This window comes from Mesorhizobium sp. M7A.F.Ca.AU.002.02.1.1, from assembly GCF_003998535.1.
Taxonomy (GTDB): domain Bacteria; phylum Pseudomonadota; class Alphaproteobacteria; order Rhizobiales; family Rhizobiaceae; genus Mesorhizobium; species Mesorhizobium ciceri.
Genome location: NZ_RZPB01001027.1, coordinates 1 through 1,775, shown reverse-complemented (window position 1 = coordinate 1,775; position 1,775 = coordinate 1). Strand labels below are relative to the sequence as shown.

The window sequence follows — 1,775 nt, the reverse complement described above, 5'->3', positions numbered from 1 at the left end:
ATATAGCCCTCGCCGCGCACCGTGCGCAGGAATTTCGGATTGGCGGGATCGGCCTCGATCTTTTTGCGCAGCCGCATGATGCGAATGTCGACCGCGCGTGACGATTCCGGATCTTCGGTGAAACCGATCGCCTCGGAGATAGCGGCGCGGCTCAGCAGCCGGTTGGCGCGGGTGAGGAAAATCTCCAGCACGTCGAACTCGCTCTTGGCCATGTCGATCACCACGCCATTGGCGCCGGTGACCAGCCTGCCGTCGAGATCGGCCTGGAAGGGGCCGAAGGCAACGGAACGGCGATCCGCCCCGGCCCTCTTGTCCTGCAGCTCTTTGGGCTGGGGAACCCGGCGCAACACGCTGCGCACCCTGGCCAGCACCTCGCGCAATTCGTAAGGCTTGACGATGTAGTCGTCGGCACCGAGTTCCAGCCCGACAATGCGGTCGAGCGCGGTGCCGGCCGCGGTCGCATAGATGATGCCGATCGGCAGTTTCGAACGCAGCCAGCGGCCAAGCGAGAGGCCGTCCTCGCCGGGCATGGCGATGTCGAGAATGGCAAGATGAAACGACTGCGTTTCAACGAGGCTGCGCGCGGCGGCCGCACTTTCAGCGGTGGCCACGTCATATCCGGCGGCGCCAAGGTATTCGGCGACAGCGTCCCTCAGGTCGGGCTCATCCTCGACGATGACAATTCTTGCCCGCACGATGCTTTCGCTCCCACTTTCAGTGGAAAGTAGATTGGGTATAAACATCATGTCCAGCACTCATATCGGGGTTGCCAGGGAACGGTTGGAAAACATGGCCGCACGATCCGTCATTGCGCTCGTTTCGGTAGCCGAAGTGGTCGCGACCGAACTCGCCGACCATCTTGAACGGCGCGGCCATGACGTGCATCAGGCACGCCAGCCCTGGGAGGCCGAATCGCTGCTGTCGGGAAAGGGCATCGACGTCGTCGTCGTCGGCGACAGCCTCAGCCAGGCGGAGGGGCGGGACCTGCTCAGACGTTATGGCGGCCAAGGAGGAGGCGGTGAGGGCGGACCGGATTTCATCCTGATCTGCCGCCCGGCCGATCTTGTCGACAAGGTGCTGGCGCTGGAGCTTGGTGCGGCCGACGTCATCGAGAGCCCGCTCAATGTCCGTGAACTGGCCGCCCGTGTCGGCGGCCTGCTTTCGCGCCGCGGCAGGGGCACCCAGGAACTGATCGTGCTGGAGAACGCGACCGTCGATCTGAGATCGGCGATGGTCATGCATCGCTCCGGCACGGAGGAACAGCTTTCGCCCGGTCAGGTGGCGCTGCTCAGGCTGTTCCTGGCCAGTCCGCGCAAGGTTTTGACGCGCGACGACATCATCGCCGCGGCGCCGGCCGAAAACGCCGATGCCTTCGATCGCTCGATCGATTCGCGCATCGTGCGGCTGCGCCGCAAACTCGACACCGAAACCATCACCACCATACGCGGCGCCGGCTACCGGTTCGATCCGCCGCGGCAATTCGCGGACTGATTGCCGGGCACTGACGCAGTCTCTGGTTTCGGGCATCGGATTTTCCATCTCCGGCCCCGACGCTCTTGGCGCTCAGCGTACCAGCAGAAGCGATGGACCCACCGGCATGTCACTGCCCATGGTCAGCTCGCCAGCGTGGGCGCGGTCCCTGAGCAGCACGGTGGCAAGGCCGGCAAAGCCGAGCAGGCCCTGGGCGTAAAGCAGTGCGGAAAGCACCGAAGCGGCAAATTTCGTTTTCATCGTACCAATTCCCCAAAATGGTTTGTTGCGGGTCGCTTCAGGAT

Annotated in this window: 3 protein-coding genes; 1 reads left to right on the top strand and 2 read right to left on the bottom strand. The window is 63.9% G+C overall.

Features of this window, described 5'->3' with window-relative positions; translation table 11 throughout:
- Window positions 1-743, bottom strand: a 743-nt coding sequence (locus EN879_RS34595) for a response regulator transcription factor (RefSeq protein ID WP_206521067.1), incomplete at its 3' end; no start/stop codon positions are given.
- Between the two features lie 46 nt (window positions 744-789).
- On the opposite strand from EN879_RS34595, the gene EN879_RS34590 reads away from it, so the two are divergent.
- Entirely contained in the window at window positions 790-1,491 is a 702-nt protein-coding gene (locus EN879_RS34590) for a response regulator transcription factor (protein ID WP_063169136.1), read from the top strand.
- 72 nt (window positions 1,492-1,563) lie between these two features.
- On the opposite strand, the gene EN879_RS34585 is transcribed toward EN879_RS34590, so the two are convergent.
- On the bottom strand, window positions 1,564-1,731 hold the full coding sequence (locus EN879_RS34585; protein WP_013529303.1) for a hypothetical protein: 168 nt from the start codon (window positions 1,729-1,731) through the stop codon (window positions 1,564-1,566).
- Window positions 1,732-1,775: the final 44 nt, after the last annotated feature.